The following is a 26,959-nucleotide window of genomic DNA, read 5'->3' on the forward strand; positions in this document are numbered from 1 at the left end:
TTCTCCTTAAATAAGTTGTTCGATGTTGTAATGACCGTTTTCATACCCTTTAACCGATATGATTTCTTCAACTCTGCGTCCTTGCGGCGTTCTTGTGATATGCACCACACAATGAACCGTTTCACCAATTAAAGGTTCAATTTCAGTTGGGGCAGAGGGGTTACGGGTAATCAGTGATTTCAAACGATGAAGTCCTGCAAGACAGTTATTGGCATGCAAAGTGGCAGCACCACCCTCATGACCAGTATTCCAGGCATCGAGTAAATCCAGTGCTTCACTGCCTCTAACTTCACCAACAAGGATTCGGTCTGGCCGCATCCTAAGAGTGGTTTTTAAAAGCTGGGTCATATTGACATCAATAGTGGTGTGATATTGAACGCAGTTCTCAGCGCTGCATTGAATTTCACCAGTATCTTCAATTATGAAGACGCGCTCGGATGGTGAACTACGAACCATTTCATTGATAATGGCGTTCACTAATGTAGTTTTCCCAGAACCCGTGCCACCAATAACTAGAATGTTCCGATGTGCAATAACAGCTTTTTTAATCACTGCAAATTGTGCTTCTGTCATAATTTCTGATTTTACGTAGTCGTCCAGTGTAAAAACCGAAATGGCTTTTTTACGAATTGCAAATGTTGGTTTTGAGACCACTGGTGGCAGCTGCCCTGCAAAACGTGATCCATCCAGTGGCAGCTCACCTTCCAGTATCGGATTAAAACGGGTTATTTCCTTACCATGAAAGCCTGCAACAGTTTTAATGATGGATTCAGCACGAGCGTCATTGATACTACCTATACAACGCATTGTTTCACCAAGACGTTCCTGCCAAAGTTTGCCATCTGCATTGAGCATGATTTCAACGGTTTTAGGATCACTTAGCGCCTGTTCAATCATGCCACCCAAATCACGCCTTAGCTTTTCACGGGCGCGGTCTTTAACCGTTATCCCTTGTTCTTCTTGTGCGTTCATACGAATAATCCTCGATGTTTTTAAGCTGACTTCAAGCCGTGTTTGAATTTGCTAATTAAACGGTCAACAATGCTTTCCTTATTGGAAGGAGAGTCGCTGAACCATTGATCTTTTTGGCGTTCTCGATAAATACGTCTTTGGATTTCATCACGATGAACAGGGATCGATTGAGGGGCATCGAAAGCAAGGCGAACTTCACCATCACGATAACCCACTACAGTGCAGTAAACTTCCTCACTGATAACAACAGACTCCCCAACTTTTCTTGTTAAAACCAACATATTGCTTCTCCTTCTATTATTTAAATAAATAGGCTTTGCACTGCCTGATATTCTCTTCAACCACTTCTTTGCTGGCTGGTTGATATTTTTCTGGTACGACATTAAAAGAATTTCGTCTTTTAATATCACGACAAAAGCCAATCATTTGCGGCAGGGTAGGTGGCATTTCGCAATGATCTCGGCAATCAATAATGACCTGATTCAAAATCTCATCACTGAATTGACTTAAGCCCTCCAGCCACTCCTTCTTGGCAAACTCCAGAAAACCATCACTCTTGAACTGACTGCGCCACAAATGTCCGTAGTAAACTGCAAAGCGAGTAAACAAGTTTTCAATACACTTTTTTCTACTGTCGGTAGCATTGCAGGTTGATGACGTTTGACTGCTTGTATTCGTCTTCATCGGTGATTGCTGCGTCTCCTGTTTCTGGGTTCCAGAATGGATCAATGGCTCCGCTCTTAGTATTTGTGCCGCACTTCTCATTCCTTTTCTCCTGCGTTAATTCGACTTTGACTTCATCTTCCCAACATTTTTGAGACAACCAGTTGGCTGGAAATTTCCATGCTGGAACCCATTCCCCATGGGCTTCTTTTGCTGTACGGGTTTTGATTTGTTGATCCAGGGCTTGCAGCATGCTTTGCAGTAAAGGCTCATCTGGATTGATTTGTTTAAAGATTTCAAAGGCACGTTCACGTGACTTTTTCTCGGGGTACATACGCCAGAAATGGTCGAAGCGTTGTAATAAATAAATATAATTATTTTCTTTTATTAGAGGTGTGTCGGCTTTTAGGATTTCATCTGTGTCGGTTTTTGCTCCTACACCATCAGAATACCCTGTATTTATAAGGAGTTTCGCAAGTGGCTTTGTGTCGCCTTGCTGTGTCGGGTTTGTGCCGGGTTTATTTTGGACACAATAACTGATATCCGCCAAAAGACATTTTAAAATAAGATGTTTATCGAAAGATTGAATGACAATAAGACCTGAGCGTTCAAGCCCTTTAACGGCTCGTCGAATTTGCTGACGGCTAGGACTTCCAGATTCTGTAATGCCTTGATGGGGCTCAATATAAAGTACCTCAGCCAGCGATTGGTAACTAATACGTCGCTTAATCCCTACTATGAAAGTATTGCGATCCATGTAGGGTCGAATCCCTCTTAAGTAGGTAATTTGTTGGATATATGAAAGCCCACTGAGTGCATCCAATTCCTTATCATTCACTGTAAAGTACATAAATAGTCCGTTATTCCTTAACTAAAGTCTTAGCTCCCTAGGAAACTTGTGGTACCATTTTGAGAACTTAAGACGTTAAATAGCTCTTAATGAGCTTAATTACTCAAAACGAGTATTTTATAAATCTCAAAATAACACAAATTGAGCTATAGTCAATATATAAATGGATTAATTTATTAACCAAACACCGTGGAATAGGTATGAACATCAAAGAGAAAATCGGCCAAAGAATCATGAATGAAAGAAAGGCCAAAGGATTGACGAGAAAAGCATTGGCTGAGTTGACCAGTGAGCTGAAAATTTCACGTATTAATAATTATGAAAGAGGGGACCGCACTCCTGGTCCAACAGAAATTAAATTGCTTGCTGATGCGCTGGAAGTTTCAGCCTCTTATTTAATGTGCTTAACTGATAACCGCGAAGGGAAGATGACAAAATCCCTTGGGATGGGTGCAGTGATTCCTGTCTTAGATTACAAACAGGCAATTGATTCAGCTGCTTTTATCCAGAAAATTAAAGAGGATGTTGATACTAAAGTTGAGTTTATTCCTGTTAGTACAGCTGTCAGTGATAGCATTGGAAAAAATGCTTTTGCGCTGCAGATTAAGGATGAAAGTATGATGCCTGAATTTCGGATTAATGATGTCATTGTAGTTGATCCCGATACAAGCCCTAAGCCTGGTGATTTTGTAGTGGCCTTGGTTGAAGGGGAGCAGGAAGTGATTGTTCGCAAGTATAAGCAATTATCAGCCTCCAAAGATGCAAGAGAATTTGAATTGATTGCTCTTAATGAGGACTGGGCAGACATTCGTGTTGGTTCCAACGAAATGCAAGCTCAGATTATTGGATACGGGGTTAGCTTGGTTCGGGGATTAAAAGGCTAAATAGTTGGGAATTAGACATCATCAACTCGACAGTCATTGTCGAGATAAATAAATAATTCCTTGATAACAGGCCTATTTAGATAGATCTAAAACATAGATTTTGGTTTCCTCAGGTAAATCTTGGTAACAATCACGTAGATAATTTCTCATCTCATCTACTGATTTTGGTCTTTTACGTTTCCAAGCTTTTGGGGGTTTTATTTGTTCAGGGATGTTTCCAAACCACAAGACTATGTATAAGCCAATACCATTTGTGTGGTAATCGTTAGTGTAATTTTTTAACTGATCTGAAGCAGCTGTCCACATTTTAGGATGCCATTGTCCTTTAATTTCAATGGGCAAGTCTATTGTATTATATGTGCATAAAATATCACACCTTGTTTCGTCTGATCGTGCACCTTCTTTATGTAGCCGTACATTGAAACGTTCTAAGTATGGATTTAGGGCAGCAATAATACGATCTCTACAATAATTTTCAACATGAGGCGTGTTATCATTCCAATAAGTTTTGTATTCGTCTGTTTCACTGTGCTTTAATCGTTTTTGAAAGTTTTCCAGTTGATCTATCAAAAGTAATTGTAAATCTTTAGGACCAGTTGGTTCTTCATTTAATAATACAGATTGAACTTCAAGCAATGTAAAATTCTTTGTAGCTAAGGCATGGTTTCGCTTATTGTTAGCAAGAGCATGCTTTAGTTCATCTCGATAATGAATGAGATTATTATCCTCAATCAGATTATTGATATAATTTCTTGATTCAATGGTCGTAATTAACGCAATCTTTTTTATAGCATTTGAAATTAATTTATAAGCATCCCATGGATTTTCATTTCCTTCCCAACCTCCTTCAGGACAAGATACCGGAGGAAATTCAGGTCCATAGTGCTTAATAATGAATCTTAACTGGTGTTCGTTTAACTTTGGCCAATAAATTGATATTTGTTTGTTAACAAACATGAAATGCTCTATTTTCCAGAGTGTATTTTTATTTGAAGTAGCATAATCATTAAGCCTTTGCATATGATACTCAAAATCAACTATAAAACTGGCACCTAACCATAAATCCTTATTGGTGGATATCTCAAAGGATGGATCATCAATTCGCTTTCGAATAATTGGTTTTAAATCTTCTGGGGCATGACATATAGCTATGGTTAGAACTTCTCTCAATTTGTCACAATCTAAATCAGGATGTTCCTTTAACCATTTGATTGCCGCTACACCGGCAATATCTTTAAAAAATGACTCTTGTTTAAGTTGTGATAACCATGGAACAAATTTATCGGTGGAATTAAGATATGGTTCAATCACCTCGTATATGAACATCTCTTTAGAACGTCCATCATTAAATACGATTACTTCAAGTTGTTCTTTGATTTGGGGAGACAGTCCATTTCCCATAATAATATGGTTCAATTGATATGCCACTAGGGCTGATTGAGCAATATTTATAGGAATGTCAGATAGTGCTTTTCCTTGTGTAAACACTAGGTCACAGTAAGCTATCAAAATAGGTTCAAATGGTGAGATTAAATTTTGGTTGACACGTAAATCTATGAGCTCTTGCGCGCTTGGTACAATGTTGTTCTCAATAACAGCAATAATACCCTCTAAGGCTAAAAAATCTTTTCCAACGAGTTCTGCAACTCGCTCTTTAGGTCCATTGCCATCAATATCATTAAACCAACCCAAATAAGCTTTTGCAATTTGTAAAATAGCATTTATATGGGATCCAGATAGAACTTGTTCTTGAATCGCTGAGTATTGAGTATGTCTTTTGACAGTCTGCTTTTTTTCCGAAAGAGTTCTAATCTCTTTATCTTTTGCAAATTTTTGAAGCTCTTTTTTAGCTTTTTCTCTTCCAGTTTCAATATCGTTTAAATGTGATTGCAAGATTAAAGAGTCTGATGCTTGAGTTCTAGCATATTCTAATGCTGAACCAGTGAATGGTTGATATACGAATATCCAACGGACGATTTCTTTCCACCTTAAATCTTTATCATCTATGTCCAAGGTTAGAATATTTTGAAGTTGATATTTGATATCATTTTCAATTACCCACAGCCAGCTATGGCTCAGACAAAGTATCAACCATAGATCTTCGGAAGAGGATGACATTTCTATAGCGGCACATTGAATTTTTCTGCGATAATCTTCATCGCTTAAAAGGAAAGTTCTAATTTTATCATCTTGATGAATTCTGTTGTGAAGATCCCGATCCAAAGTGCTTAACCAAGACCATAATTGTTTTGCATCAGGTTTGGGATTGTGCACTAATCTTTCATCTATTAATTGGAACATTGTCGCCTGAATTTTATACGAATCTTTTTGGGGCTCTTCTTTCATTGTCAGACAATTTTGAAAGATTCCCATACAATCTTCCAAGTGTTCAAGAGATAGTTTATTAAACAACCTATAACCTAAGCCAATATAAAAAGTAGAGTCTTCATCAGGGGTATCGATTATTTTAAGTATTACCTCTGCAAGTTGGCTACCATTAATTAGTCTGGTCTTTCTCTTAAATATCTCAATAATGACTTGGAGTGAATTTGTATCACCCATTTTTCTCAATTGATTATACAAATTAAGCCAATCAACCTGTACTGAGCAATTACTTAAGCATTCGACAATTCCGTTTCTTTCTGTGAGAGAGAAATTCTTATCGAGTAGAATTTCAATAAGTTCATCTTTCATTTCATCTATAAGCTTATTAGATTTAGTAAGCCCGATTGACTGAATAATTAAATATGATAAATGGAATGGGGTATTTTTACAGTGTAAGATAGCCAAAATATCTTCTTTTAACTCAGGCTTTAAAAATTCCCCTCCAATACTTGAATGCCAGTCGTTTTCTCTGAAATAAGGGTCCTCGATAGCGACTCTTTGTAATGATGCTAGAAGCAATCTTGCTTGCTCTATTGTTAAAACAGAGGGATCGCCATATTTTAAATAACCATAAGGGTCCCGCATAACAAAACAATTCCTATCATGTTGATAAAAAGTTGCAAGCCATGCATGAAGTCCCCTTAATGCTGAAGGTACAATAAAATCATCACCATAAAGAATCGCTTCAAGGCGACGCAGAGACAATTTATCTCTAAGATTTTTACTTAACCATTGTGCTGCTAAAAACTCAGCTATCGTTCTATGACAAGGCACTAAAATATTATTGCTATTTAATCTAAATAACATGCTAGATAAGATATATTTAGATAATTTTAATTTATCACTATCCTGTATTAAGTCATTTATTTGGGGTGCAGCAGGATTTTTTTCGCCATTAATAGAAATGCCTATGCTATCTGATAGTAATAGTTGAGCAAAAATAAAACCCGCTGTTTCAATTAATGTTTGAGAACTCGGGGGTATTTGTTTTGATCTATGTATATTACTATGCTCTTTAACAAGTGCGATACAAGCATGTTCATACAATTCTCGTCTGGATGATGGCCATGCTCCTCGTTGCTTAATAGCTTTTAAAAATAGTTGTAAATTTTTAGGGTTTCTTATGAGCTCAACAACGTTTTCTTGCCGGGCTTTTAATAAAAAATCATGAGCATCAACACTCTCATCTATTGCATTAATAAATTGTATAATTTCATTGTCACTAAATGGAATCAAGTGACCAATAGTTGGTGTTTTTTTCCACCTACTTTCAATGATTATGATATTCAATGAATGTTGCCAATCTGCCGAGCGGCATGAGAGTATAAAATTAGGCTTCACGTGGTTTGATAATTTACATAATATGCTATCAGCCAAAGTAGAACCCTCATTGTATGTAGTTACCTCATCCACTCCATCAATGATTACTTTAGAAGGGCAAGAAACCTCTTCAATAGTTGGATATAAATTGATTGCTGAAGCTATAAAGAAAGGTGAGTTGGTTGTCTCTTCAAATTTTTCCAAGAGAGCTGATTTTCCTGCTCCTGGCTCACCTAGTAATACCAACGGTCCTTGTATAAGAAAGAACTCTTCATCCATATAGATGTGTGGCTCACCTTTATTATCAAAAACTTGTATTTTTCTTGATATATAGTTCATTTAAGCTTCAGTCTCAATTTGAGATAAGTTACTAAGTAAAAACTTCTCTACATTATCTAATATAGAATTATTATCAGTTTTATTTAGTTCACATTCCCACACGATCATAATTCTCCAACCTAAATTTTGAAGCTCTTTTATATTCTTCTTGTCTCGTTCGGTATTAGATTTGAATTTAGTTTCCCAAAAATCTTTTCGCGTCGAAGGAGTCGTTGTGTGTTTACATCCATGACGATGCCAGAAACAACCATTAACAAAAATAACAGCTTTGTATTTTGAAAAAACCAAGTCTGGCGAACCAGGTAGCTTTCTATTATGCAATCGATAACGAAATCCCATGCCGTGCAATGCTTTTCTTAATTTCATTTCGGGGTTAGTGTTCCGGGATTTGATTTGACTCATATTCCAGCTTCTTTTTTCAGGAGAAATTTTATCCATTATTTTCGCTTACTTAAAATATGAATTAATTCTTTTGGCAAAAAAGCAGGTTTTCTCCGATGTAACATTGAATGACAGTTCGGACAGATGGGTATAAGATCCTTTGCCGGATTGAGAACATAAGCTGCGCCCATTTCAGAGAGTGGTATAACATGATGCACATGAATAAACCCATCACCTAATTCGCCAAAGACATCTCCAAAACTAAAGCCACATATTTTGCAGTCGGTTCCATGAACTTCTATACAAGCTGCTCTGTTTATTCGGCTTCGTTCAAAATGTTTAACAACTTTGAGCAAAGCGGTTCCCTCAACTTCTCCTTCCGATAGAGGCTCCTTCACTTCTTCAAGAGGCAATAATGCTATTGCAAGTCCAAAAAATCCTGTTGCCCATGGGAAGACTGCATCAAAATCATAACCAGTTTCATTTTCAACAATGACTCCTATTTTCTTCATAGCTATTGATATATTTTCCCAGGTCCTTGGCCATGAAGAAGGCTCTGATGCATTCACTTGTTGATGATCAAAGTTAAGTAAGACACTAGCTCCCTTAAATTTTAAAGAATCAGAGAAAACTGCAAATGCTGCCTTTTGCGATTCGCTTGCTGATCTAGTACCTTTCACTAATTCTGAAGCATAATTACCAGGAATGAATAAGGCGTTAATTGTTCTCCATCCTAAATGAAATTCGACTTGGAATGATATTGTGTGCTCTATCCCGCTCGGCCGAATAATGACCTTTTGCCCATTATTCTCTAGAGAAGAATAAGCATCAACTTCCAAACCAAACCGTTCTGTCAATGCCTTAGAAAGATGTTTGGTGTCAATCATATTCATTATTCATCCAAGTCAGGTTCAGGAAGATCTTCTACCAATTTTCTCAATAATCGAGATACTTCAAAGCGCAGTTCTTCAAAGTGGGTTTTTGTTGCCTCATTTATCGTTCCTAATTCTGCTTCAATCAGAGCCCATAAAAGCGAATCCATACCTTGAATGGTTACATCTGAGGCCAGATTAGGAATATAAACTTTATGGTAAAAAGGATGACCTGTATTGATTCTGACAGCATGGTGACCTTCTATGATCGCAGGTGCCCACAATATTCCATCGTCAATACTTTCTGAAGGTTGAATGCAAACTTGTCCGGGTGCATAAGCTTCTCCAACCTTCAGTTTCAGGCGGATTGTGCCTGATTTATTTTTTACATCAACGGCTCCTGAGCTAGGATCAACGACAGTTACTTCTGCTGTTCGCAGATCCTGTTCTTTCCCAGAAATTGAGCGATTTGAACCATTATGGGCATCTTTGGCTTCTTCACTCACTTTTTTACGCTGACCTTTTCTGTAGCGTTCATTAGCAGCATTTCTTGGTGCCGGTAAGAATTCATTTAGAACCCAGTTATATAACTCTTCATTAAGAAGAATTCTGGATTTTTTAATGTCAACCTGAAAGGCTTCATCTGATTCATGGTTGAATGAAAATTCAACTCTTAACAATGACAGGTGAGGCTCTTTCGTGAACATACCGAGCCAATCAGCAGGATGAATAAGGCGGTTTTCCCGGTAAATGTAAATGCCCTGCATGTTGTTCGCAAGACGAGCGTTTTTAGCTTCATCTTGAGTAGAAAAGTGCTCTCTTCTAGGAAGTACAAAAGCTCTAATACAGAATTCAACAATGCTGCCATCAGGAAGCTCTGCTTTAAGATTTTTTTCGGCAACTAGTTCAGTTTCGTTCTCATTTTCACAGAATGGGTCCCAAAAAGGCACAATTTGGCCATTCAATGTTATTTTAATATTTTTGGCCCGAGTATCTGCCTCATTCAAAAAGCGCTGATAAACCATGGCAGCATGATCTTTAAAATTAGCTATAACCTTCTCAAGCGCTTTACGGGCAGGCTTTCCATTTGAATCAGAATAATTCTTCATTAACCGATCAACCTTTTCCCATATAACTAGTGTTCCGGATGATTCTGCAGACACTTCATTTAAAAGTTCTTTTTCATAGCTTGTTGGGGAATCGATGAGTAGTTGCCAATCTGCTACACTACCCACATGATCTAAGTCCCAAGTTGCTTTTATCAACTCACTGTCAGAAGTGTTTCTTGTAACAACTGAAAGCTTTCGACAGAATGCTGTTGATGCTGTCTTTAGTCCCATACCAAATTTACCTAGTCGTTTAGGGTCCACACGGCCTTGGGCACCATAAGTCATGCCATCCAGAAGGGTAGGTTCGTCCATTCCGCAGCCGTTATCTGCTACTGTAACTATTATATCGCCATCTGGATCCATATTGATTCTGACATCGATTTCGGTTGCACCTGCATCAACAGAGTTGTCTATAATATCTGCAAGTGCCGTGTTGAAGTTATATCCGGTATCCCTCAGTCCTTCAATGAGTCTGGCTGGGTTCGGTGGCAGAGTATGTTTTCTAGTCATATTGTTCTCTCGTTTTATATTTTTACAACTTTCCAAGAATTACTGAGTTTCAGCGGTTCATCACCTTTTTTATGAATATCGATTTTTTTATAATTCACATAATAAAATCCGTCAAAATTTCTTGACAAGGTTAAAGTATCTCCTGATTTAAGGTTGTAGGCATTCATATATCGAGTCATACTGGTCAGACGATATTCATTACGGGTTCCACCAAAAAATTTGCTATTGTAATATATGAATGAAAAAGACCACTGTTCACCAAGGTGATCTTTAAAAGTAATCAGAAATCTTGGATTTTTTTCATTGCTGTCAAATGAAGGAAAAAATGAAAGTATTTCCTGATTTTTAGGAATAAGAATACCAGCCTGATGACCTCCTGTTTCTCCTGTATCATTTCGACTCAATATTTTCTCAATCGCATTGGTTCTTGGATTCACTTGTTCTCTCCTTGCGGACTCAAATTCGGTGAGAGGTTAATGGCTCTTGCTATATCAGCTGCTTCTACTTCGGTTGCTTCGGTACCGACTACAGCTGTTTCTGCCAATAAACGTTTGCGCTCAAGTCTGTCATTAATTACATCTTCCACTGTATTGGGATAAAACAAACGATGGACAGTTACTGGCAATGTTTGGCCTCTGCGAAATGCACGAGCAGTTGCCTGATCTTCAATTGCTGGATTCCATTCAAGTGTATAATGAATTACATGGTTGGCTGCTGTAATATTCAGCCCAGTTCCTGCTGCTTTAGGATTCAATATCAAAATCGCGGGTCCATTTACTTCTGAAAACTGATCAACCAACTTCTGCCGATTCTCAACAGGTGTTCTTCCATCAATCTGCCAGGCTGGAATATTAAAGCGTATTGGTATATCAGATAAAAGTATGTCAGACATCATAATAAATGATGTAAAGACTATAACTTTTTCTTGGTTAAGAACAATTTCATCAACAATTTCAATCAGTCTTCGGTATTTGGAGCTTTTTAGGAGTGAAATTTCGGATACCCCAACATTTTCCTCAACAAGTAAAGGATGCGTACAGTATTGACGAAGACGTAATAGAGAAATCAGAGAAGCAGATTTACCATACTCATCAGCTACTTTTTTACGGATACATTCATAATTACTTCCTTCCTTATCATCCATGTTAACTGGTTGTGGGATAATTATCTTTTCAGGTAGATCGGTTGCAACATCTGCAACTCTTCGTCTAAGTATGAGTGGTGATATTATTACCTCAAGATTTTCAGCACTTTCCTGGTTATCACTATAATTCCTATCGAAATCTTCACGCGTGCCGAGAAATCCGGGACAAGAGAAATCCATGATTGACCAGAGATCTACTAATCGATTCTCAATTGGTGTTCCAGTAACAGCAATGCCGACATTGCGTTTTAGTCCTTTTGCCGCGATTGCTCGCCGTGTTTCTTGATTCTTGATTGCCTGTGCTTCATCTAGGACAACAAAAGCCCATTCGACCATTGCAAGTAGTCCCTGATCCCTGACTACTGTTTCATATGAACTGATAACAATATCATATTTTTTCAATTGTGAAGGAAAGCCTGTTCGGTCGTTACCTGAGTGAACGTGAACTGACATTTTTGGAGAAAAACGTGCAAACTCCCTTCGCCAGTTTTCTAAAAGTGTTGCAGGAGCAATAATTAAAGATGGTTGTCCCCACTTAATTTTGAAGTAGCTTAGCACTGCAATAATCTGAAGAGTTTTTCCTAATCCCATTTCGTCTGCAAGAATACATCCTAATCCTTCTTCAGAAATGCTTTTAAGCCAAGAAAAACCATTTTTCTGATATGGATAGAGAGTAGCCTTAAAACCATGTTCTGCCAGAAGATTTAAAGCTCTATCACAGCTGAGGTTTACGTGATCTGAATTATCAGGTCCTGCAACAACTGAACAAAATGACACTAAAGATGAACCTGATTTAATCAAGTCTAAGGTCTGTCTCAGCGAAATTATTCCAAATTCAGATATGCGACTTACTCGAAGGACATCTTGGATTTCCTTGATATTATCATCTAGAAGAGGGAACCACTCCATCTGATTAATAATAATTTGATCTGATTCTGGGAACTCCTGTATCGAATATGATTGACCATAGGATATTGCAGATAACTCTACAATCGGCCTATTTAGACTATCTGACGGTATTTTTAGTAAGATTTTAAGTTCGCAAGGAAATCTATTGAAATGTATGGAAGGAAGAGCTTCGGATGGTTTTAAACTAACAGGGACTCCATTAACAGTTGATATATCTTTAAACTCTACACGCACGATATCAGCTGCACTAAGATTGTGAATTGTATCTGCAATCTTAATGCAAACTTTCTTTTCCGCTAATATCCAGCCTTTGAATAGATCTCCTGTGTTTTCTTGTGAGTCCACCATATTCAGCCCTTACTATGAAACATCTTTGCAATTTCTTTGGCCGTAGATTTTATAGCAGGTACAACTACGCTGTTTCCTATTTGTTTATATGCTTGGGTGTTTGATACAGGAAAAATAAAATTTTGAGGATCATATCCTTGTAGCTGCATTGCTTCTTCTACTGACAATCTTCTTGGGCGATTCCCTTGTTGCTCAATCAATATTTCTGCGCCGTCTTTATGGTACCTTGCAGAAATTGTACGGGTTATATCATCTTTGGAAATTGGGAATTGATGTACTTTATATCCAAAACCATTTCCTTTTGCTGCGTGATTTGCTTTATGACGTTCCAATGTATCCCAAGTTCCCGGTCCAAGGGTATAACCTTTAAGATTGCTATTTATAATTGATGATAAAGCAGGATAGTTATAACCTGCCTCTGGTTCACTCGGGATAACAATATTTTCTTTTTTTATATCAAGTTGTGTTGGATCATATCCAACAATAAATACTCTCTCACGGTGCTGTGGAACCCATTTTGCTCCATCAATGATTTTCCAGTTTATTACATAGCCCAGAACGTCTTCTAGAGTTTGACGGATTATCTCAAATGTCTCACCTTTGTCGTGAGAAATTAGGTTTTTTACATTCTCTAGCATGAAAGCTTTGGGGCGTTTAATACGAAGAATTTCTTTTATCTCAAAAAATAAAGTGCCTTGAGTTTCATCATCAAACCCATGCTTTCGTCCAAGCGAGTTTTTTTTCGAAACACCTGCTAGTGAAAAAGGTTGACAAGGAAAACCTGCGCAAAGCACATCGTGATCAGGAATTTTCTCTTTGTTGATATTACGGATATCACCATAGGGAGTTTCACCATAATTGGCTTCATAAGTTTTTTTTGCATATTTATCCCATTCACTAGAGAAAACACATTTTCCTCCAGCACTTTGAAAAGCTTGTCGGAAACCTCCTATTCCTGCAAAAAGATCAATAAAAGTGAAATTCCATGATTTTGGAGGTGGGTAAGGAAAATCATCCCAAGATAATTGTAGCAATGGCTGATATATCTCGTAAGCATCTGCAATCAGGTGTTTATCATTAATTTCATCTGGCTTTATGCTTTTAGGAAGAAGTTTAGAAAGGACATGTCTTGCATGGTTGGCTGTAAAAAAAGGTGGCAGTGTTCTTGGAAATTGCAACCAATGGGTCAATGCAGCTCGCATTTCACTGTTCTCAGCGCTCATTTCCAAAGTTGGGAGACATGCCTCTATTGCTAAATTATATTTCATTTTTATTCCCTTTGTTTTTTTGCAGAGGACACTACTAAATCAGCACTTCCCGCTTCGACCCAAGCATCAACTTGAGAAACTTTAAACTTCCAAAGCCGTCCAATTTTATGGGCAGGCATTTTTTTTTCATTGATCCAATTATAAATAGTATCTCTTTTAACTCCGAGATACTCACCAATTTCATCAACCGATAACCACCTATCATTCATTGCTTTTCTCTTATGATTATTTTTGCAATATAAAAACAAGTATAGCCAATGAAAACAATATTACATTAGGCTAAAAAGGGTTAAAACCGGTTTATGCTAATAAATTTATTTTGATTAATCAATTTACAAGCATGAATATAGTCAGAGTGTTCTAATATTGATTTATTTTGGTGGATGGATCTGTTCTTTATCGTCTCAAAAATCATAGAACAGATCTGGTGTTATAGAATTAAAAGCGTTAATTACCAATCAACATGGTGAAATAATCAAATAGATTGTGTGCCTTCGATGGCCCTAAGTACTCTTTTCCAGCCAATACTTGGCTAAGCATCAAAGGGCTGGCCTCAAGTATATGGGCTAGCCCTTTACAGTCCAGTTCACTGTACGACAGAATATAATCAATCAAATATTTCTGAGTATCTTTTTTTAATTGAAATTTAACATCAATAACGGGTTCAGCAACTTCGATAAAACATTCCATGTAACATCCTCGCTTTCATACTATTACGGCATAGTCCAGTTGAAAATCAGTAAACCATAGCTGTGATATCGATAAAATTAGTTTTTTTACCTGGAAAAGATCAGAGGTAATAAGCAATTCTGATTTATTTGTTGTCAATGGTTATCGTTTTATACTCCTTTTATACAGCCGTTATCGCCTCCGATATACTTGATTCTGTTCTTTGCTCAATAATAGGGTTGATTCTTTTGGAGATTAAGTAAAGGAAAGCAGCACCCAATAGTGCCCAGATACCAAGCTGGTTAAACACATACTGAAAATCTCCATTGGATAACAAAGGATTCGTGGATTCACCTTTGGTCATGGCATTGGAAAAGTAATGCGATAATGAGGCAGATACGCCTGATACCATCATCCAAGTGCCCATGAGCACTCCTTGTAATTGCGGTGGAGAAATTCTACCGATCATGGCGTAGCCTACTGGTCCTATCAGTAACTCTGCAATTGCTTGTGTAGTAAAATGGAGCATTACCCAATAAACACTGACATATCCATTCTTATCGGCAGAAAGGATACCGCTGGATAACATGAAGAAAGAACCTGCAAGTATCAGGAAGGCCCAGATAAATTGTGTGGTTACTGATACATTGTATCCTTTTGTCTGTAGCCGTGTTAACACTATTGATAATAATGGGGCGCCTATAATAATTATGATGGCATTGATATTCAAAATCCATTGAGTCGCCATTTCATGGTGGAACAAATGTTTATCGACATTGCTTTTAATGAATAGGGTGACGCCCATTGGGCCAGTGAAGTAGATCATCCAGAACAGGATTGATGTTACAGTTAGGATTAGAAAAGTCATAATCTTTTGCTTATCCAAAATCGATTTTTGTTGGTAGCCAAGGTATAAAATGACAAAAAACATGATAATGCTTAGGCCTACTACAACTCCATTACTGAATTGAGCTTTATAAAAACAAAGCAGGGTAAATGGAATAAGAGCTAATATAATTCCCCAGCCAATAGACTTTTTGATATTCAGTGAAGCCTTACTTGTAACTTTAATTAAAGGAGTATCGCGATCATTCAAGTTCGACCAGTACCCCCACATAAGCAAAAGTGTGATTACATTTGGAATTATGCTGGCATAGAGTAAAGTCTGATATTGATTGGAGTAATCAAAAAAGCCGCTTATGATATAGCCAGCGCAAAAACCTACATTCATGTAGGAATAACTCAAGAAAAAGGCTTTATCTCTGTTATTATCATCCGGTGCAAAGCGTTGTGTCAGTATGCTGTTGTATGCGGTAGTGTTTAAGCCACATCCTACTAGAAATAAACTCAGTCCAAGATAAAGCAGTGACTTAACTGAAAGCGCTAAAAGTAAAATACCAATCGTTTGTATGGTTGTGGTAATCAAAAATAAGGATCTGTTACTTAGATATCGTCCACCAACCACTCCACCAAGTAAATGCAGAACATAGTTAAATGCTAGAAATAGCCCAACAATGCTGTTTGAAAGAGCATTAGACAAACCTAATTGTTTAGTGAGAAACAAAGATAATGAGGAATATAGAATTGCATAAGAAAAGGTTGAAAAAGCCTGTATTAAATACAGAGGAATGATTCCTTTTGGCATTTTTTCTGGTGACAACATATTTTTTCCCTAAAACTATTTTGGAAGGTGACTCTACCATTAAAAATGGATAAACTTAATTCCTTTCTGCAATTATCCTGATTTTAAAGGGATGATAATTGATATTTAATTGCTGTATGGGTGTTTAGGAATGAACAAAATTATTAGAGTTTCATGGGATGAAATCAGGGAACAAGTAAAGCAAGTCAACGAATCCATATATCGTGTCATAGAAGAAATTAAACCTAACCAAAAAATACCATTCTTTGTAGCTCGTTATAAATTTGGTGAGCATTTTGGTATTAAAAATTATGCTTATCTGCCAACCAGTAGTGGCCAAATGGAAAAGATTGACAGTAAGCACACCGATAATGAGTTATTCAATCATCTTGGTTATGGCAAAAATAGTCTACCTTTGGGCTTAATACTGGATAAGTTTTGCGAGTGGCATTATTTTGGTGAAGATGATCGCATCTTTCCAGATTGTGTCCAAGGACCTGGTGCAATTTTTAATATGCAGGTTATTTTTGATGAGGATCAGACTGTAGATAACAATGTACTGTCTGTCTCATCTGGTGCGCTTTCATCCTTTTTATTACCGAATATAGGCTGTAAAAGAAAGCATGCAAGAATTCAGAAATATTTTAATGTTGCTGTTCCAGCTCCCAAGTCTCCTTATGAACATTACTTGGTATTCAAGGAGATACTAAAGGATAAGAATACTATAGATAACTGGTATAGCGAGATTCTTTATTTTTCAGAGCAGTTTATCAATGAGGTCAAACATAATGATAAATGGCTTAAACTGAAACTTTATTTTTCAGAGTCATTAAGAAAAAAACTAACGCAAAATACCTATGATGCCTCCTGTAACGATTTATTCCTCAGTGCCAAGAGTGTGAATCGTTTCAGACCTACACCATTCATTATGGATACAGCAAAATATATTTTTAATATTTGCATGGGCTCAGGAATTGGTGTGAAACCAGCAATTGATGAGCAATATTTTCCGGTTAGGACGATTCAGAAAATATATAATGAATGTTATGACTTAGAATACACAGCGACTGTAATGGTTCCATCAACTTTGAATAGCCAATCTGATAGTGTTTACTATCCCTTGCAGTGTCCTTTTGCTAAGATTAATACATTTAAAACCAATCAAAGTAACAGCGCTTATAGTGAGCTGGAAATGCTGAAAAATGTATTGTTGGCATATCAGTCTGAGTTTACTGCTGATAATGGCTCTGCATTTGGAAGTCCGCTCTACCATGTAAGCAAACAAACGGACTTTTCTTTTTACCACTATAAATCTTCTAATAATAAGAGCATTTATGGTTCTGAGGAATTAGAGGGTACAGATAATAGATTTGCATTTTCATATTGCAGGGACAAAACACAATTTGCCAGTGATGCGAAGTTATTTAGAGGTTGCGTTAAATTAAGTAATGACAAGTTCAATCAGTAAAAGTGATAAATATGAAACACAGTAAAACATATAAACTGTGATGGTAAGTGTATTATTTTCAATAGGAAATAGTTTAAGTGCACAGCCACCTAAAAAAGTCATAAGCTCATGTCATAGAGAGCGGGCGATCGACTCTACCGTCCAATTTAAAGAGCTCTATGTTCTATACGATATCAAACCAGAAGATGTAAAAAGCACTTGTTTAAATGACCCACACAGAGATTTAATTGGTGTAAAAACCGAGAAGCGTTTTTTTTATCAAGAGAATTGTAACGGTACAGAGTATTTCCTGGCAGGTAACCGAAGATTTTCTTTGGAAGAATCGATAGTCCATAGTCTTTCACCAGAGATTAAAGCTTACGGTGCAAATTATCATTCCGAGTGGTATTTAATAACTTTCGAAAACGTCAAATACATTTGCATGGCTAGCGTGCTTGGTGATAATGGGTGGGCTGCTGCAACAACCCAATATTATCTTATCGAAAATGCATTTAATGATGACTTACCCTTGAAATCCTACTTTTACTTTTTTGATAAGAAATTCATCGATATTGTGAGGGCAAGAGGTTGGGGTAATGGTTAAGATTGGTCTTATATCTTGATTCGCTATTAAAAAATAACTGCAATTTTTAATTATTAATTTCCACAGGCTATATTAAATTAATTCATCAATAGTTAAATTGAGAAGTTTTAATTTCTCGTCACTCATAGTCTTTTTCTTAATAGGAGGAATATATACTGTTGTTATTGATGAAATACATGACTGTTCAAGCTTACATAAGGGAATCCACTTTATTTTAGGTGGGTAAGTCGGCAGAGTAGATGCCTCATAAAGACAAATAGAAAAATTGATTGGATAATAGCCACTTAAATATTCTTTCAGAATTGATAAATTATCAGTTTTTTTTCCATCTACTGTACCAAAGTTGGCAACTTGCCAAAGAATTAAATGTGAATAAACATCAATGTAACGTTCAAATAATACTAGCTCTGTAGCTTCAATAGAAAAACAACCCTGATCGCCAGGGTCAATTTCAAGATCACTAAATAAACAGTCTTGCGTGGATACTGCTGGTAGAATGATGGCTTCACCACCATCAGCCTTAATTTGCCTAACTGCATTAAGCGCTGAGTCTGCGAAAACGGTAGGATGTCCGTAAAAAACAATACATAAAATTTGAGTCTTTCGATATTCTTCAACGATGTAATTTGTTAGTGCCTGATAAGCCTCAATACGCTTTTCGTAACTAAAATAGATAGAATCCAACGATTCAGAGTTTTTAGCTTCTCGTTGGATCCATTGTTTTAGGTTATCTTCATTGACAAGGTAAAGTACCTTATCAGCATTTTGAATAACACGTTTTGTTTCTTCGGTTAGATGGGAAATCGATTTTATTCCCGACCCTACTACTATAAGTTTATGCATTAATTAGTTTTTGATTCTCTATGATATTGCTATGAACCTTGTAGGAATTTTGTATTGAAACTATTTTATTGGCATTAGCCTGTCTTTTTTTATTTTGATTGATATCTAAGAATAAGTCTTTGTGGCTTACCAAATACTCATTCCCAACAGCATATTCAAGTTTGTCCATTAAACTCATTTTGATATTCCTTATATTGAATTTTGATAGCCATTGTACAAATAAAATTCTTATAGGTATAGCCTAAAAAAATATTTGCAGTAATGTGCTCGATATGCTCTAATAAATGCTCGAAACGAGCATTTTAGTTTATGAGTTACAGGAGTTGAGAAATCATGAGCAATATTCACCTAATCCCCCGATTAATTCGCTTAAGGGACGCTCCGACCTATGTAGGTATGGATCGCCATCGATTTAATAAAGATGTAAGGCCAAATCTGGTTGAGATTCCAATGGGAACTCAGGGTATTGCTTTTGATCGACTTGATTTAGATGCCTGGGTAGACGATTATATACAGTGTAGTGGTCGTCCCGCGGAAGTTGAACGTAGGAGTTTGGAGTTATGGGACGAAAAAGAACGCCAGGGCTGCAAAAGCGTGGCAGCGTCTGGTGTATTGATAAAAAGGTCTTCGGACGACGACTTTGCGAAAGCACTGGTACTGACAACCTCGAAGAGGCGGAAAAGTATCTCGCAAGGCGTCTCGAAGAGATAAGACTTGCAACAGTCTACGGTGTTCGCCCCAAAAGAACATTCAAAGAAGCCGCTACTAAATTTCTGATGGAAAACCAACACAAACGTAGTATCAGTGATGATGCAGGGCGTTTGCGTGAAGTGGTTAAGTACATTGGGGATTTGCCTATTGAAGCAATTCATATCGGTAGCTTGCAATCCTTTATTGAAGGTCGAAGAAAGGATGAAGTAAGCACGAGAACTATCAATCATGGTTTGATGATTGTTAGGCGTATATTAAATTTAGCGGCTAGTGAATGGATGGATGAATTCGGTTTAACATGGTTAAACTCAGCGCCAAAGATAAAACTTTTACCTGAGCCAGATTTAAGAAAACCTTATCCATTAAGTTGGGATGAACAGCACAAGCTGTTTCAGCAGTTACCTGAACATCTGAAAAATATGGCTTTGTTTGCTGTAAATACAGGGTGTCGGGATCGTGAAATATGTGAATTGCGCTGGGATTGGGAAATACAAATTCCAGAATTGTCACACATCATCGTTTTTATTGTACCAGGTGAACTGGTCAAAAACGGAGAGGAACGGCTGATTGTTTGTAACGAAACAGTTCGGGAAGTGATAGACGGGGAGAGAGGTAAGCATCCTACTCATGTCTTTAGTTTTAAAGGTCGACCATTAAGTCGTATGTTATCGACCGGTTGGCGACAGGCTAGAGAAAAGGCGAAATTGCCTGAAGTAAGAGTGCATGATTTAAAGCATACCTTTGGCAGACGATTGAGAGCTGCAGGGGTAAGTTTTGAAGACAGACAGGATTTACTTGGACATCGTTCAGGTAGGATTACAACCCACTATTCTTCAGCTGAGCTGCAAAGTTTATATCAAGCTGCGAATAAGGTTTGTGAAAATCGTAAAAGCGGTGTGATATTAACGTTGTTGCGAAACCCAAAGAGTAGACCTGCCAGTCAAAATACTCTAAGGGAAAGTCACGTAAGTTTGTAAGTGCGTGAGCTAGGTCACGCAAAAGTCACGCAAGGACTTTTGAGTTAAAACAGGTAATCAACGTAACTTATTGATTTTAAAGGTCTAAATTGGTGGGCCCACTAGGACTTGAACCTAGGACCAACGGATTATGAGTCCGCTGCTCTGACCAACTGAGCTATAGGCCCGATGAGGAGTGTATTTTAAACTTAATTTGCTTATTGTTCCAGTTTTTTTTGCTTCTTTTAATTTTCAAACTTAAATTTAAGAGCCGTTTTTTTATTGGATATTAAAATACGACTCTATGCTTTTACAATTAGCCTTCGTCACCTTCCAGGAAGCTTCTCAGTTTTTCTGAGCGGGAGGGGTGGCGGAGTTTGCGTAGGGCTTTGGCTTCGATTTGGCGGATACGCTCTCTGGTTACATCGAATTGCTTGCCTACTTCTTCAAGTGTATGGTCGGTGTTCATTTCGATACCGAAGCGCATACGAAGAACTTTGGCTTCGCGTGGGGTTAATGTTTCCAGGATTTCGAGTGTTGCTTCTCTTAAGCCTTCTGCTGTTGCCATGTCAATGGGGGATTCAATGTTGTTGTCTTCAATGAAGTCTCCCAGATGAGAGTCGTCATCGTCACCAACGGGTGTTTCCATTGAAATGGGCTCTTTCGCAATTTTCAGGACTTTGCGAATTTTATCTTCGCTTAGTTCCATTTTTTCGGCTAACTCTTCCGGTGTTGCTTCACGTCCGGTTTCCTGCAGGATTTGTCTTGAAATGCGATTTAATTTATTAATCGTTTCAATCATATGCACAGGAATACGGATGGTGCGTGCCTGGTCGGCGATGGAACGGGTGATTGCCTGTCTGATCCACCAGGTTGCATAGGTTGAGAATTTGTATCCACGGCGGTATTCAAATTTATCAACTGCTTTCATCAAGCCTATGTTTCCTTCCTGAATCAGATCCAGGAATTGCAAACCACGGTTGGTGTACTTTTTAGCAATAGAAATTACCAGACGCAGGTTGGCTTCAACCATTTCTTTTTTAGCGCGTCTTGCCTTGGCTTCACCAATAGACATTTTACGGTTAATGTCTTTGATTTCACTGATGGTTAATCCGTATTCTACTTCAAAAGAAGCTAAGCGGGATTGCAGGCGCAGTATTTCTTCTCTGTGCTCTTCTATTCTTGCTAAATCAAGTTTCTTGCCGTTTTTGCTGATAAGAGTATCTAACCATTTAAGATCGGTTTCCTGACCTGGGAAGGTATCGATAAACAGCTTGCGGGGGATACGTGCTTTTTCAATACAAAGACGCATAATACCGCGCTCGAACTCTCTGATGTGATTACGGAGTTGGCGGAAATGGCGTGTTAAACGGTCTACCTGTCTTGAGGTCAGTTTCAATTTCAGAAATGAATCCGACATGATTTCCAGCAATTCAACAGTTTTTTTGTTGGTTCTGCCGTGTTCTCTTATTGCCAAAGTTGCATTGTTAAAGTTTTCACGCAATTCATCGAAATAGATTTTCGCCTGTTCCGGATTAGGACCGTCATCAACCTCGGCCATGCCTCCTTCACCATCTTCGTCTTCATCATCGTCAACACTAAGAATAACGTCGTCTTGCTGATCTTCATCAAGCATAGAGCCAATGTTGGCAGCAGGGGCTATTTCTTCGTCTGAATCAGCAAAACCACTGATAATTTCATTGAGACGAATTTCTTCAGCATTAAAGCGATCGTAATCATCGAGTACCAACTGTACTGTTTCAGGATAGTGCGCCAAAGATTTAAGAACCTGGAAAATCCCTTCTTCAATACGTTTGGCAATACGGATTTCGCCTTCACGAGTCAACAGCTCTACTGTTCCCATTTCACGCATGTACATGCGTACAGGATCAGTGGTACGGCCGGTCTCTTTATCGACAGATGCAAGCACCATGGCTGCTTCTTCAATATCAGGTACTTCTTCTGTATTGAGGAGAAGGGCCAGCTCGTCATCGCCCGGTGGTAGTTCAAACACTTTGATGTTCATGCCCTCAAGCATGCTGATAATCACATCAAAATGTTCCGTATCTACAATGTTGGGTAACAAGTCATTAATTTGGCTATAAGTCAAATACCCCTGTTCTTTTCCCAGGCTAATGACTTTAGTAATTTGTGAGCTTTGCTGTTCTTGGTCATTTGTGGTCATAGGCACTTCTTTTAGGGACGATTTTAGAATCTACAAAAAGGGTTTGATTATAAACTTTGTAAAAGAAACATACCAGTATTTCAGGTTTTTTATTTTTCAACATGAGTTTGCATGTGTTTTTCTTTCAGTAAATCCTGCAAACTTTTTCGTTCTGTTTCTGTTAACCCTTCTTGCCGCGATTTGTTTATGTATTGTTGGATTATAAGCTCCCGATTCTGTTCTTGTAAAAAAATAAGGGTATCAATAAATTCCCTTGCCAGGTCTAAGTCTGGAACCTGATGATCCCATGATGCCAGTTTGTTAATGGATTCAAAATAGCTGGTATCTCTCCAGGATTCAATAAGTGTAGCAGTAGTTGCCTGTGGATGCTCAGACAGCCGTTTGAGAACAGCTAATAAAACATGGTGCTCTTTAGGATGGAGCAGAGTGGTTTGAATCTGTTCTGCACTGGCAGAATAAATTTCAGGATTTTGTAATAGTAAGGCCAGAGCAATGCGAAGTGGGGTGCGCGATATGGTTGTAGCAGGCCCGGCTGGCGCTATAACTTCATTTTGATCAGCGAGAAGACGGTTGAGTCGGTCACTGTCCAAGTGGGTTTGGCGGGCAAGATCGTCAATAAGCAATTGTTTGTAGGAACTGTCTTCCATTTTTTGCAAATAGGGCTTCACCAGATTAATGAGCTGTGTTTTTCCAGCGGGGTTTGAGAGATTGATGTCTTTAGACAAGCTGGAAAAGAAAAAGCGATGCAGGGGCGTCCCTTGTTTTAATCGGGCTAAAAAGTTTTCTTTACCTTCCTCGCGAACCAGACTGTCTGGATCATGCCCCTCCGGCAGAAAAATAAAACTGGCATCCAGGCCGGAATTCAAATGGGGGAGGCTGCTTTCAAGGCCGCGCCAGGCAGCTTGCTTGCCGGCTGCATCACCGTCAAAGCAAAAAATCAGGCGTTTGGTATGTTTGGCTAAAAGCTGGATGTGATAAATGCTGGTGGCCGTGCCAAGGGTTGCGACAGCATTAAAAATACCATGTTGCGCCAATGCGATAACATCCATATAGCCTTCAACAATAATAATTTCTTCAATGGTATTTTTTTGACTGAGAATCTGATGCAAACCATACAGTTCACGGCTTTTTTGGAAAATGACTGTTTCAGGTGAGTTCAGATATTTAGGCTTTTGCTCAGGATCTAATACCCGTCCGCCAAACCCTATAATGCGACCATGACGGTCATGGATAGGGAACATGACACGATTACGGTATCGATCGTACACTTTCCCTTCATCATTCTGAATCAGCATTCCTGTTGTAATCAGATCTTTCTGATGACGGGCAAAGGCTTTTTCCAGATTATGCCAGCCTTCAGGCGCATAACCGAGTTGATATAATTTGGCTACATTACCACTCAGGCCACGCTGGCGCAGGTAGTCTACCGCAGCCTGGCCATCGTGTTTTAATTTCTTTTGATAATACACACTGATTTCAGCGAGCAGTTTGTAAAGGTCTTGAGATGCATTATTTTTTTCTGTCTGACCTTCTCTGGGAATGGTTAATCCTACCCGTGCAGCCAGAGTTTCAATGGCATCAACGAAGCCTTGATTCAGATAATTCATCACAAAACTGACGGCATTGCCTGAAGCACCGCAACCAAAGCAGTGATAAAACTGTTTTTTTGCTACAACATTGAACGAAGGGGTTTTTTCATTATGGAAAGGGCAGCAGGCAATATGGCTTGTTCCCCGTTTTTTCAGGGGAACATAGCTATCAATTAATTCAACCAGATCGGTGCGATGCAGGAGATCATCAATGAATGGCTGTGGTATTAAGCCAGACATAGTAATCCTTAGCTCAACTGAGCCTTAATCAAGGCACTTACCTGAGTCATATCGGCTCGCCCTTGTAATTTTGCTTTCAGTTGTCCCATCACTTTACCCATATCGGCCATCTTTTCTGCACCTGTGCTTGCGATGGCCTCATTAACCAATTGCTTTATTTCAGCTTCAGACAGGGGTTCAGGCAGGTATTTGGAAAGAATTCCTAATTCATATTGTTCTTGAGCAACCAGATCATCGCGATTGGCTTTTTCAAATTGGGCAATGGATTCTTTACGCTGCTTACTCATTTTATCAAGAATAGCCAACATTCGCTCTTCACTGACTTCAATGCGTTCATCTACTTCAATTTGTTTTACTGCTGCGGTAATTAAACGTAGGGTAGTGAGCAGATTTTTATCTTTGGCGCGCATTGCGTCTTTAATATCTTCATTGAGACGTTCTTTAATTGTCATTGTTATTTCCTTAAAAACCAAAAGGCCACATATAAATGTGACCTTGGTACAATACATAGGACGAGCTGCGAATTACACTAACAGTATTTGTCAGTTTTTAATTATTTACGTCTGTGTTTCATGCTTCTGCGTGAAGAAGTATCGCGAGAAATTTTCTTCAGATGACGCTTTACAGCTGCTGCTTGCTTGCGTTTACGCTCTGCAGTTGGCTTTTCATAAAATTCACGGCGGCGTAATTCGGTTAAAATACCGGCTTTTTCACAAGAACGCTTGAAACGACGCAGTGCGTATTCTGGGTTTTCGCCTTCTTTTACACGAACGGTAGGCATTAATTTAATCCTCTGGTTATTTGATCTTATATATAGGTCGGCAATTCTAGTGTGTGATGAATCGCTCGTCAAGCCTAATCTATATCTTTCTTTATATTTTAGCAATTATTCTCTATTAATGGATCTTTTTCAGATTTCTTTTTGCAACAGGCAGGAATTCTCTGTGATATAATCCCGAGTCGGTTGATGAATTAATATTGACTGAAGTGATTGAGGTTGAAGCATGCGTATATTAGGTATAGAGTCTTCCTGTGATGAAACAGGAGTAGCAATTTATGATGCACATTCGGGATTATTAGCCCATGCCCTGCATTCACAAATTGCAACGCATAGAGTGCACGGTGGGGTAGTGCCGGAACTCGCTTCAAGAGATCACGTCAATTACCTTATTCCTTTAGTTAATGAAGCATTAAAGCAAGCACAGCTGAACAAGAGTGATTTGGATGGCATAGCCTACACAGCAGGTCCCGGATTAATTGGTGCTTTGCTGGTTGGAGCCTGTTTTGCCAAAAGCTTTGCTTACGCTCTTGATATACCGGCTTTGGCCATTCACCATTTGGAAGCGCATTTGCTGGCTGCAAAAATGGAAGACGCTTCACTTGAATTTCCTTTTATTGCGCTTCTGGTTTCAGGTGGGCATTGTCAATTAATTGAAGTAAAAGGTCTGGGCGATTATCAACTGCTTGGTGACACGCTGGATGATGCAGTGGGTGAAGCTTTTGATAAAACAGCCAAGTTGATGGGCATTCCTTATCCCGGAGGCCCAGTTCTTGCCGCTTTGGCGGACCAGTGTGAATCGACCCCCTATCAATTTCCTCGTCCCATGATCGATAGACCAGGATTGGATTTCAGTTTCAGTGGATTAAAAACCTTCGCGCTGTCTACCTGGACTCGCAGCGCAAAGGAAGAATGTGATAAAGCACATATTGCCAAAGCATTTCAGGAAGCAGTAGTAGATACACTCATTGTTAAAGCCAAAAGGGCTATCCTGCAGACCGGGTGTAAAAATCTGGTAGTGGCGGGTGGGGTCGGTGCGAATAAGGCCTTGCGTCTTGCTTTGCAGGCGTGGATAAAAAGTATTGACGGTCAAGTATATTTTCCTGCTCTGGAGTATTGTACCGATAATGGGGCAATGGTTGCTTATGCGGGATGTATGCGGATGGTGTTAGGGGAGAGGGATGAGGGGATGGCTGTAGAAGTTAAACCCCGCTGGCCTCTTGCCTGAACGGGCGTATTTGGTGCATCTTGAGAGAACGTCCGTGGACAAGCCACGGGATGGTGGAAATCCTTTACGAGCCAACCAGATCTACGTCGTCTTGACAACGTAGATCTGGGAAT

The 26,959-nt window shown here is 38.5% G+C and carries 25 protein-coding genes and 1 tRNA gene; 5 read left to right on the plus strand and 21 right to left on the minus strand.

The window, feature by feature from the left end:
- Positions 1-6: 6 nt before the first annotated feature.
- Genes trbB through B094_RS0103670 form a run of 4 tightly spaced genes read right to left on the minus strand, consistent with a single transcriptional unit; the run spans position 7 to position 2,485 of the window.
- The gene (gene trbB / locus B094_RS0103655; RefSeq protein ID WP_018576442.1) at positions 7-972 is read right to left on the minus strand and encodes a P-type conjugative transfer ATPase TrbB; all 966 of its coding nucleotides are present in this window, start codon (positions 970-972) and stop codon (positions 7-9) included.
- A gap of 20 nt (positions 973-992) precedes the next feature.
- On the minus strand, positions 993-1,253 hold the full coding sequence (gene csrA / locus B094_RS0103660; RefSeq protein ID WP_018576443.1) for a carbon storage regulator CsrA: 261 nt from the start codon (positions 1,251-1,253) through the stop codon (positions 993-995).
- A gap of 16 nt (positions 1,254-1,269) precedes the next feature.
- A complete protein-coding gene (locus B094_RS0103665) occupies positions 1,270-1,581 on the minus strand; it encodes a vir region protein (protein WP_018576444.1) in 312 nt (103 codons plus the stop codon).
- Positions 1,582-1,600: 19 nt separating this feature from the next.
- On the minus strand, positions 1,601-2,485 hold the full coding sequence (locus B094_RS0103670; protein WP_018576445.1) for a hypothetical protein: 885 nt from the start codon (positions 2,483-2,485) through the stop codon (positions 1,601-1,603).
- Positions 2,486-2,685: 200 nt separating this feature from the next.
- Between B094_RS0103670 and B094_RS0103675 the strand changes: the two genes are divergently transcribed.
- Positions 2,686-3,369, plus strand: a complete 684-nt coding sequence (locus B094_RS0103675) for a helix-turn-helix domain-containing protein (RefSeq protein WP_018576446.1) — start codon at positions 2,686-2,688, stop codon at positions 3,367-3,369.
- A gap of 72 nt (positions 3,370-3,441) precedes the next feature.
- On the opposite strand, the gene eruA is transcribed toward B094_RS0103675, so the two are convergent.
- From eruA to B094_RS0103725, 10 genes are all read right to left on the minus strand, one after another.
- The gene (gene eruA / locus B094_RS0103680) at positions 3,442-7,413 is read right to left on the minus strand and encodes an NACHT domain-containing antiphage protein EruA (RefSeq protein WP_018576447.1); all 3,972 of its coding nucleotides are present in this window, start codon (positions 7,411-7,413) and stop codon (positions 3,442-3,444) included.
- Positions 7,414-7,851, minus strand: coding sequence for a very short patch repair endonuclease (locus B094_RS0103685; protein WP_018576448.1), 438 nt, complete (start codon positions 7,849-7,851; stop codon positions 7,414-7,416).
- Positions 7,851-8,687: an HNH endonuclease gene (locus B094_RS16400; RefSeq protein WP_018576449.1), complete on the minus strand. Its 837-nt coding sequence runs from the start codon at positions 8,685-8,687 to the stop codon at positions 7,851-7,853. The genes B094_RS0103685 and B094_RS16400 overlap by 1 nt, the downstream gene beginning before the upstream one ends.
- Positions 8,687-10,285 (minus strand): ATP-binding protein, encoded by a 1,599-nt coding sequence (locus B094_RS0103695; RefSeq protein WP_018576450.1) that lies wholly within the window; start codon positions 10,283-10,285, stop codon positions 8,687-8,689. The genes B094_RS16400 and B094_RS0103695 overlap by 1 nt, the downstream gene beginning before the upstream one ends.
- Before the next feature lie 14 nt (positions 10,286-10,299).
- Positions 10,300-10,722, minus strand: coding sequence for an EcoRII N-terminal effector-binding domain-containing protein (locus tag B094_RS0103700; RefSeq protein ID WP_018576451.1), 423 nt, complete (start codon positions 10,720-10,722; stop codon positions 10,300-10,302).
- Positions 10,719-12,686, minus strand: coding sequence for a DEAD/DEAH box helicase (locus tag B094_RS15655; RefSeq protein WP_018576452.1), 1,968 nt, complete (start codon positions 12,684-12,686; stop codon positions 10,719-10,721). The genes B094_RS0103700 and B094_RS15655 overlap by 4 nt, the downstream gene beginning before the upstream one ends.
- A 2-nt stretch (positions 12,687-12,688) precedes the next feature.
- Positions 12,689-13,954, minus strand: coding sequence for a DNA (cytosine-5-)-methyltransferase (dcm, locus tag B094_RS0103710; RefSeq protein ID WP_018576453.1), 1,266 nt, complete (start codon positions 13,952-13,954; stop codon positions 12,689-12,691).
- Between the two features lie 2 nt (positions 13,955-13,956).
- On the minus strand, positions 13,957-14,163 hold the full coding sequence (locus B094_RS0103715) for a helix-turn-helix domain-containing protein (protein WP_018576454.1): 207 nt from the start codon (positions 14,161-14,163) through the stop codon (positions 13,957-13,959).
- A 238-nt stretch (positions 14,164-14,401) separates the two neighbouring features.
- The gene (locus tag B094_RS0103720) at positions 14,402-14,644 is read right to left on the minus strand and encodes a hypothetical protein (protein ID WP_018576455.1); all 243 of its coding nucleotides are present in this window, start codon (positions 14,642-14,644) and stop codon (positions 14,402-14,404) included.
- Between the two features lie 160 nt (positions 14,645-14,804).
- Positions 14,805-16,286: a peptide MFS transporter gene (locus B094_RS0103725; protein ID WP_018576456.1), complete on the minus strand. Its 1,482-nt coding sequence runs from the start codon at positions 16,284-16,286 to the stop codon at positions 14,805-14,807.
- Between the two features lie 130 nt (positions 16,287-16,416).
- Here B094_RS0103725 and B094_RS0103730 point away from each other — a divergent pair, with 130 nt between their 5' ends.
- The gene (locus tag B094_RS0103730) at positions 16,417-17,733 is read left to right on the plus strand and encodes a hypothetical protein (protein ID WP_018576457.1); all 1,317 of its coding nucleotides are present in this window, start codon (positions 16,417-16,419) and stop codon (positions 17,731-17,733) included.
- 40 nt (positions 17,734-17,773) lie between these two features.
- On the plus strand, positions 17,774-18,316 hold the full coding sequence (locus B094_RS16405; protein WP_018576458.1) for a hypothetical protein: 543 nt from the start codon (positions 17,774-17,776) through the stop codon (positions 18,314-18,316).
- A 72-nt stretch (positions 18,317-18,388) separates the two neighbouring features.
- Here the strand turns inward: B094_RS16405 and B094_RS0103740 are convergent, their stop codons facing one another.
- Together B094_RS0103740 and B094_RS0103745 are read right to left on the minus strand one after the other, a co-directional pair.
- Positions 18,389-19,159, minus strand: coding sequence for an SAM-dependent methyltransferase (locus B094_RS0103740; RefSeq protein WP_018576459.1), 771 nt, complete (start codon positions 19,157-19,159; stop codon positions 18,389-18,391).
- Positions 19,152-19,337, minus strand: coding sequence for a hypothetical protein (locus B094_RS0103745; protein WP_018576460.1), 186 nt, complete (start codon positions 19,335-19,337; stop codon positions 19,152-19,154). Before B094_RS0103745 ends, B094_RS0103740 begins: the two co-directional genes overlap by 8 nt.
- Positions 19,338-19,719: 382 nt before the next feature.
- Between B094_RS0103745 and B094_RS0103755 the strand changes: the two genes are divergently transcribed.
- On the plus strand, positions 19,720-20,847 hold the full coding sequence (locus tag B094_RS0103755) for a tyrosine-type recombinase/integrase (protein WP_026253862.1): 1,128 nt from the start codon (positions 19,720-19,722) through the stop codon (positions 20,845-20,847).
- 90 nt (positions 20,848-20,937) lie between these two features.
- Here B094_RS0103755 and B094_RS0103760 read toward each other — a convergent pair.
- The 5 genes from B094_RS0103760 to rpsU all read right to left on the minus strand — a co-directional run bounded on the left by B094_RS0103760 (position 20,938) and on the right by rpsU (position 25,621).
- A tRNA-Ile gene (locus B094_RS0103760) sits at positions 20,938-21,014 on the minus strand.
- A 128-nt stretch (positions 21,015-21,142) separates the two neighbouring features.
- Positions 21,143-23,011, minus strand: a complete 1,869-nt coding sequence (gene rpoD, locus B094_RS0103765; protein WP_018576463.1) for an RNA polymerase sigma factor RpoD — start codon at positions 23,009-23,011, stop codon at positions 21,143-21,145.
- Between the two features lie 89 nt (positions 23,012-23,100).
- On the minus strand, positions 23,101-24,840 hold the full coding sequence (gene dnaG / locus B094_RS0103775; protein WP_018576465.1) for a DNA primase: 1,740 nt from the start codon (positions 24,838-24,840) through the stop codon (positions 23,101-23,103).
- An 8-nt stretch (positions 24,841-24,848) separates the two neighbouring features.
- On the minus strand, positions 24,849-25,292 hold the full coding sequence (locus B094_RS0103780) for a GatB/YqeY domain-containing protein (protein ID WP_018576466.1): 444 nt from the start codon (positions 25,290-25,292) through the stop codon (positions 24,849-24,851).
- 101 nt (positions 25,293-25,393) lie between these two features.
- Complete coding sequence (gene rpsU / locus B094_RS0103785; protein WP_018576467.1) at positions 25,394-25,621, minus strand: 30S ribosomal protein S21; 228 nt, start codon at positions 25,619-25,621, stop codon at positions 25,394-25,396.
- Between the two features lie 223 nt (positions 25,622-25,844).
- Between rpsU and tsaD the strand changes: the two genes are divergently transcribed.
- A complete protein-coding gene (gene tsaD / locus B094_RS0103790; RefSeq protein WP_018576468.1) occupies positions 25,845-26,846 on the plus strand; it encodes a tRNA (adenosine(37)-N6)-threonylcarbamoyltransferase complex transferase subunit TsaD in 1,002 nt (333 codons plus the stop codon).
- Positions 26,847-26,959: the final 113 nt, after the last annotated feature.

This window comes from Legionella shakespearei DSM 23087 (assembly GCF_000373765.1).
Taxonomy (GTDB): Bacteria; Pseudomonadota; Gammaproteobacteria; order Legionellales; family Legionellaceae; genus Legionella; species Legionella shakespearei.